Below are 6,699 nucleotides of genomic sequence, written 5' to 3'. Positions count from 1 at the left end.
AAGTAATAGGAGGATTAGTTACTTAATATTAGGGATTCTTCTTTGATTTTGCCTATAGCTATTTTAAAGTACTTATACCTCTAGTAAATTTAAGCTCTTAAATTGGCTTGAAATTTAATTTAGCATTATTTAGTAAGATATGTACGTATCTTCAAGGTTTTTACCCCTTGTACAAAAAAACAGGTGCTGCATAGATAAGCACCTGTTTTCATATCAAATATTCTCCTGAATTAACCCATCAATAATATTTTCCTTTTTAATCTTTTGAATCGAATAAAGCATTGCAGAGCTAACGATGATAAATATTGCTACAATGACGAATAGGATATTCATCCATGGGAGGATGAAGCCATATTCAAACGTATTTTGTAATGACCAATACATAAGGAACATGACAACTCCACTTATCGGAAGCCCGTACAGTAAAGCCTTAACACCATAAAAAATACTTTCGTAATAAATCATTTTATTGAAGCCTTTTGGCGTGAGGCCAACTGATTTTAACATCGCAAATTCTCTTTTTCGTAAGGAAATACTTGTTGAAATTGTATTGAAAATGTTTGCGATTGAGATTAAAGAGATTAACGCGATAAAGCCGAACGTAAACACAGATAAAAACATAATAAGCTGCTGTTCATTTTGTTTTTGTTTAAAGACATTGTATACATAAACATTTGAGGAGGTGGTATCTTCAATCTCTTTTTGTGTCGCGATCGGGTCAGAGCTATTCAAGTATAGATAGTGCTCGACCATCTCTTTTACTTCTGCATTACCATTAATTAGCTCATCCATCGTTTTTTGCGGAACGATGATATTTAACCCTCCTAGACCTGCGGGTGTTACTCCCATTGGAACCTCGTCTGTTAATGCACCAATTTTTAGTTCAGGTAATGCGACATGCTCCATCGTTTCATAGTTTTTTAATACAAGCTCAATTTTATCACCAGGTTTTGCGTGAAGAATTGCTTTTGTTTCAATAAATTTACCTGAGTCAAAATCCTGATAAGAAGTTTTATCCACCATAATCGCTGTTGGTTGCTCTGAATCTGTGAAACTCTTCAAGTCTGTTCCGACCGTTTCTGCATAAGTACGGAAGGATGAATCATCTAGACCATACAAATTTACATAATACTCATATTTCCCGTCTTCGATTTGTAGGTCTTCTTCTTTAATTTTCTCAACTAACAAATCGGGAAGTGCATCTTCAGGAATTGCTGCATTAATCTGAATTCTCGTTTGAATGCTAGTTTCTGTTACATTCTTTAGATGTGTGAACGGTTCTAAATCAAGAGGTGACATGTCGTTACTAGATACTGAAATATCGAAATTAACTCCATCCTGTGATAGCTCTGCTGACTTGCTGATGCTATTTGTAAAAAACGAAACAGATAAATAAAGAACAATGCTGATAACGAGCGAGAATACAGTCACTTTATAGCGTTTTTTATTTCGCTTAACGTTTTTTAATCCGATTTCAGCTTCGATTCCAAATAGTTTACGCACGAGCTTTGAAGTTTTAACGGTTTTTCCCGATAATTTAATATCTTGTGTTTGACGAATCGCATCAATCGCTGAAATTTTTGATGCTTTTCGTGCTGGTAAATACGTAGAGATAAAGATTGTTAGGATGGAGATGAGACAAGCAATAAGTAAAGATAGAGGTGTAACAATGACTGCTAGCTTCTCACCACTCTCTCCTAATGCACCATGTAGATATTTGTTAATAAACCAAAACGTAGCAGCTATTCCGCCAACTCCAGCAATAACACCGATTGGGATACTAATTAAGCCAATAAGAAATCCCTCAAAAAAGACAGAGTTGCGCTTTTGCTTTTTCGTCGCACCGACACTTGATAACATTCCTAAATGTCGCGCACGTTCAGAAACGCTTATCGCAAACGCGTTATAAATTAAGGCAACCGAGCCAACGATAATAACGACCATAATAATTCCAGCGAGCGAAAATAATGTCAATCTCAAACTATCATTATCTGTTACACCGTAATAACGCAATAATTCCTCATTATATACAACCTTGTCAATGTCGTTTTCCTTTTTAATTTTGTTGACCTTACTATAGAGTGAGCCATTCACTTTATCTACTACGACAATCGCATCAAAACGATCTTTTTCAGTTAATAAAGTAGAATCGATATAGTTTATGACAGTATAACCTGGCGACCATGTTTGCTCCCATACAGGACGTTTCATAATCCCGACAATTGTAAAGCTGTTCGTTTCTTCAATTTGCAATGTTTCCTTTGTCCCGTCCTCAAGCTGCTGCAAAGGATCATTTTGTCCAAATGGGGCCTCTGCACCTTCAAGTATCCTTTGGCCAATTTCAACCGTTAGCTTATCACCAAGATTGTAATCAAGTTTAGCGTCTTTGAGCAATTCCTCTGAAATGACGACTTCATTTGCTGCCTTTGGAAGACGTCCCTTGCTTAATTCAACCGGAAACTGCTTGTAGCCTTGTTTGTTGAATTCTTTTATAAAGATATAAGGTTTGGTTCGATTTTCTGACCCTTGTATAAGTGAATAACCACGGTCGTTTGCAATGACTAATTTGTCTGTTGATTCATCTTTCGCAATCGCGCCAAGCTGTTCCTTCGTAATATTTTTATATTGTACATGCCATTCACCTGTATCTGCTATTGTTTGTCTTTTCATTAAATCTAAAAAGGAAACCCCTAAGGTTGAAACAGCCATAATCATGGCAACGGAAATGATAACACCGATAATTGTGATAAGTGTCCGTCTCTTATTTTTTCTTAAATGTCTAGCTGTTAATTTATTGACGATGTTCATGAACGAATCACCTCGTCCTTAGCGATTCTTCCATCTTCAATTGAAATGACGCGATCGGCTTGCAGTGCAATACGCTCATCATGGGTAATGACGATAAGTGTTTGATTAAATGTTTTGTTAAACATTTTTAATAGCTCCATAATCTCTTCGCTATTTTTACTGTCTAAATTACCAGTAGGCTCATCGGCAAGCATAATCGCGGGATTGCTTATCAACGCTCGTCCGATTGATACACGCTGCTGCTGACCACCTGATAGCTGATTCGGTAAATGGCCGAGGCGATGTGTTAAACCTAGCTTTTCAACAATCTCGTTAAATTGCTTCTTATCAACCTCATGTTCATCCAAGAGCAAAGGCAATGTGATATTTTCTTCAACCGTTAAAATAGGGATAAGATTATAGAACTGATAAATTAAGCCAATTTGTCTTCTTCGAAAAATCGCAAGCTGTGTTTCGTTTAGATTGTATAAATCTGTATTATCAATGAACACCTTTCCGCTAGTAGGGCGATCAACACCACCGAGTAAATGTAGCAAGGTTGATTTACCTGATCCGGATGGACCGATGATAACGACGAATTCACCTTTTTTTACAGAGAATGAAACATTATCTAATGCCTTAACAGCCGTTTCTCCTTTGCCATACACTTTAGACAGATTTTCTATTTGTAATATATTCATTTCATTACCTCCATATTGTTTGTGACTATAGTATATCTGCCTAAAATGACGATTGAGTGACTCTTAAGTGACAATTTAGTCACCTTTGCTTTTATTTAGCTTTTCTGTGATTGGAGTGTAAGTGCAAAAGTGATCAAATGACCTGTTTGTAAAACTTAATTCGGAAGGTTGTTCCTTTTCCGATCTCACTTTTTACCTCGATATTACCTTGTTGATTTTTAATGATGCTATAAGATAAGGCGAGTCCGATTCCGACGCTTTCCTCTCCAGCATTCTTTCCTTTGTAAAATCGTTTGAAAATATAAGGGAGATCTTCCTTTGCAATTCCTTTCCCTGTATCCTCAATCGTTAATTCAGTATAGAGAGCATTTTCTGTAAACGAGATTGAGATTGCTCCGCCTTCATCTGTATGCTCAATACAGTTTTTTAAAATATTAATTAGTGCTTCTACAGTCCAATTCAAATCAACCTGAAATGTGACCGTTTCATCACCGCTTATCTCTAACGACAGCTGTTTAATATCCATCGGAATAAGAACAGACTGCAAAGCATGCTGCACCAAAATGTTAGCAGGAACCTTCTCCTTTTTAAATTGAACGATGTCTGCATCGATTTTGGCGATCTTTAATAAAGAGGAGACAAGCCACTCAATTCTTTCCAATTGTACTTGGATATTGTGGGTAAATTCCTTCCGTTTTGCTGGATCAAGATTAGGATTGCTTAATAAGTCAGCCATGACAACCATTGATGTTAATGGGGTTTTTAGCTGATGGGAAATGTCTGAGATGGCGTCTGTTAACCGAACCTTGTCCTGTTGCAAATAAGAGCTTTGCTCAGAAAGCATGAGGGTTACCTTAAAAATATCATTTTTTAAGATGCTTAGTTCACCTTCAGCATTATCACGGATATCAAGGCTATAATCGCCATTTGTTATTTTTCGTAAATAGCTCGAAAGCTTCTCAATTTCCCGATAGCGCCATTTCGTAAAATAAAACGATACGAGCATTAAAGCTGCAGCTGTTATAAATAGAATAAGAGCTGCTTGGATAGGGAAAAAGATTGCCGTTATAACCGTTGCTGCAACGCTAATGAGAAGTTGGAGCAATAAAAATAATTGGATTTCGCGATTACGAATCATCATGAATCACCAACTTTGTATCCTAAGCCACGAACCGTTTTGATTATCTTTGGGTTACGAGGGTTATCCTCAAGCTTTTCACGGAGCCGTTTGATGTAAACGGTGAGGGTATTGTCATTAACAAATTCTCCAGCGACGTCCCATATTCGCTCCAAAAGCTGATTTCTCGTCAATACTTGTCCAATATGATTGGCAAAAATTAAAAACAGCCGATATTCTAAGGCAGTTAGTAGTATTTCCTCTCCGTTCTTATACACTTTCCCCTCCAAAGTATTAATTCGGACATTTTCGATTTCAATCACTATTTTCGGCTTCGTTTGCTGCTGTTTATCATATCTTCTAAAAACAGACTTTATCCGAGAGATAAGCTCACGAATCCGAAATGGCTTTGTAATATAATCATCTGCCCCCATATCAAGTCCCATTACAACATTTACTTCATCATCTAATGCTGTGAGAAAGATAACGGGCTTATCGCTGCGATTTTTAACGATCTCACACAATTCATATCCACTGCCATCTGGCAATGATAGATCAAATAAGCATAAATCAATTTCTGCTAACCTTTCTTTTATAACGGATTTCGCAGACTCAGCATTATAACAAATGACTGTCTCATACCCATCCGCCTGTAATGAATAGTCCAAGCCTGAGGCAATCGTTTTATCATCTTCAACCAATAATATTTTCACTTTGCACACCCTACCATTTGATTAGTTTCTAGATTAATCCTATTTTATCCGCGTGTAAGTGTCAAAACATGTTAAACGAAAAATTATTAAGATGACAGAATTAAGGGAATGGAGGTAGTAAATGAGTGTCTCCGTATTGTCGTTTGGCAATAAAATGATTGAATATTATATTAAGTCTTAGTATTCTTAATATATAAAATTTAGTATATATTCATTAAAGGGTGAGCGAAAATTAAATATGAACCTCTTTATCAACAAATCAAAAATAAAATTAAGGAGCAAATACAGTCTGGGAAATTACGTGTAGGTGATCGTGTACCATCTGAGAAGGAATTAACAGAGCAATATCATGTTAGTCAAATCACAACAAAAAATGCTCTTTCAGGACTTGCTGAAGAGGGGATTGTCGAAAGAATAAAAGGTAAAGGCACATTTGTTTGTGAGAGCAGCCTAACGAGCTCAATGAGTAAATCGGATCATTCAAAGGGACTAATTGGCTTTATTCTTCCAAGCATGAAAACGAAGATTGAACAGGAGTTTGTTAATTACATTGAAAAGTATGTATCAAAAAATGGCTATCATTTGATTATAAAGATTACGAGAGAGTCTCAATTTGAAGAAGCAGATGCTATTAAGATGTTTAGAAAATTAGATGTTAAAGGTATGATTATTTTTCCTACAGAAAAAGAAACATACAATGAAGCTGTATTAAGACTAACACTTGATAAATTCCCTATGGTTTTAATTGATAGGTTTATGGTGAATATTTCAACTTATAGTGTTACTTCAGAAAATGAGGCTGGAACATTTGAAGCCGTATCATATCTTTTAGATAAAGGTCACACAAATATTGGTCTAATCTCTCCTGTCATTACGAACACGGTTACGGATGAAAGAGCGAAAGGATTTGAAAAAGCGTTTTTCCAAAGGGGAATAACGATTAATAAAAATCTATGGTTCATTTTAAACATAAATGAAATTTCAGCAAGCAGAACACCGAAGCGTATTTTAGAATTTTTACTAGCGAATCCTGAGATTACGGCTGTGTTTACGATGAATGCTGAATTAGCAAGGTATACACATATAGCTATAGATTCTATTAAGAAGAGATTCTCTCGAGACATTGAATTACTTACTTTCGATTCTCCAGGCTTATCTGATGTAACGTATATCCAGCAGGATATTGCTCAATGCAGTAAAAAGACAGTTGAATTATTGTTAGAACAAATCGATGGAAAGTATGATCCGAAACGAATATATGTCCCTGTTGAGCTAAAGATGAGTGAAAATGAAACGTTGTTATTGACGGAACTCACATAATTAGTGTTTCACTAAAACTAGAATATTAAAAGTTTAAAAACCCAATCATTCACATAAAAAC

At 35.9% G+C, this 6,699-nt stretch carries 5 protein-coding genes and 1 pseudogene; 2 read left to right on the top strand and 4 right to left on the bottom strand.

The window, feature by feature from the left end:
• Positions 1–213 precede the first annotated feature (213 nt).
• The 4 genes from HU235_RS09175 to HU235_RS09160 all read right to left on the bottom strand — a co-directional run bounded on the left by HU235_RS09175 (position 214) and on the right by HU235_RS09160 (position 5,318).
• Positions 214–2,808: an ABC transporter permease gene (locus tag HU235_RS09175; RefSeq protein ID WP_174880022.1), complete on the bottom strand. Its 2,595-nt coding sequence runs from the start codon at positions 2,806–2,808 to the stop codon at positions 214–216.
• Positions 2,805–3,488 (bottom strand): ABC transporter ATP-binding protein, encoded by a 684-nt coding sequence (locus HU235_RS09170; RefSeq protein ID WP_095301212.1) that lies wholly within the window; start codon positions 3,486–3,488, stop codon positions 2,805–2,807. Before HU235_RS09170 ends, HU235_RS09175 begins: the two co-directional genes overlap by 4 nt.
• A 133-nt stretch (positions 3,489–3,621) precedes the next feature.
• Positions 3,622–4,626 carry a sensor histidine kinase gene (locus HU235_RS09165; protein WP_145580562.1) on the bottom strand — a complete coding sequence of 335 codons (1,005 nt, stop codon included), beginning with the start codon at positions 4,624–4,626 and terminating at the stop codon, positions 3,622–3,624.
• Positions 4,626–5,318 (bottom strand): response regulator transcription factor, encoded by a 693-nt coding sequence (locus tag HU235_RS09160; RefSeq protein ID WP_174880021.1) that lies wholly within the window; start codon positions 5,316–5,318, stop codon positions 4,626–4,628. The genes HU235_RS09165 and HU235_RS09160 overlap by 1 nt, the downstream gene beginning before the upstream one ends.
• Before the next feature lie 231 nt (positions 5,319–5,549).
• Here HU235_RS09160 and HU235_RS25280 point away from each other — a divergent pair.
• A pseudogene (locus HU235_RS25280) lies at positions 5,550–5,744 on the top strand (GntR family transcriptional regulator); the annotation flags it as partial.
• 36 nt (positions 5,745–5,780) lie between these two features.
• Positions 5,781–6,638 carry a LacI family DNA-binding transcriptional regulator gene (locus HU235_RS09155; RefSeq protein WP_233452179.1) on the top strand — a complete coding sequence of 286 codons (858 nt, stop codon included), beginning with the start codon at positions 5,781–5,783 and terminating at the stop codon, positions 6,636–6,638.
• The last annotated feature ends 61 nt before the right edge of the window (positions 6,639–6,699 follow it).

Origin of the sequence: Metabacillus niabensis, assembly GCF_902829255.1 — a bacterium.
GTDB lineage: Bacteria > Bacillota > Bacilli > Bacillales > Bacillaceae > Metabacillus > Metabacillus niabensis.
The sequence above is the reverse complement of the archived record's forward strand: the minus strand, read 5'-3'. Positions and strand labels throughout refer to the sequence as shown.

Bases quoted from the DNA above. Each gene is read 5' to 3' on its own strand.
- HU235_RS09155 (WP_233452179.1), top strand. From the start codon at position 5,781: ATGAGTAAATCGGATCATTCAAAGGGACTAATTGGCTTTATTCTTCCA.
- HU235_RS09175 (WP_174880022.1), bottom strand. From the start codon at position 2,808: ATGAACATCGTCAATAAATTAACAGCTAGACATTTAAGAAAAAATAAG.
- HU235_RS09165 (WP_145580562.1), bottom strand. From the start codon at position 4,626: ATGATTCGTAATCGCGAAATCCAATTATTTTTATTGCTCCAACTTCTC.
- HU235_RS09170 (WP_095301212.1), bottom strand. From the start codon at position 3,488: ATGAATATATTACAAATAGAAAATCTGTCTAAAGTGTATGGCAAAGGA.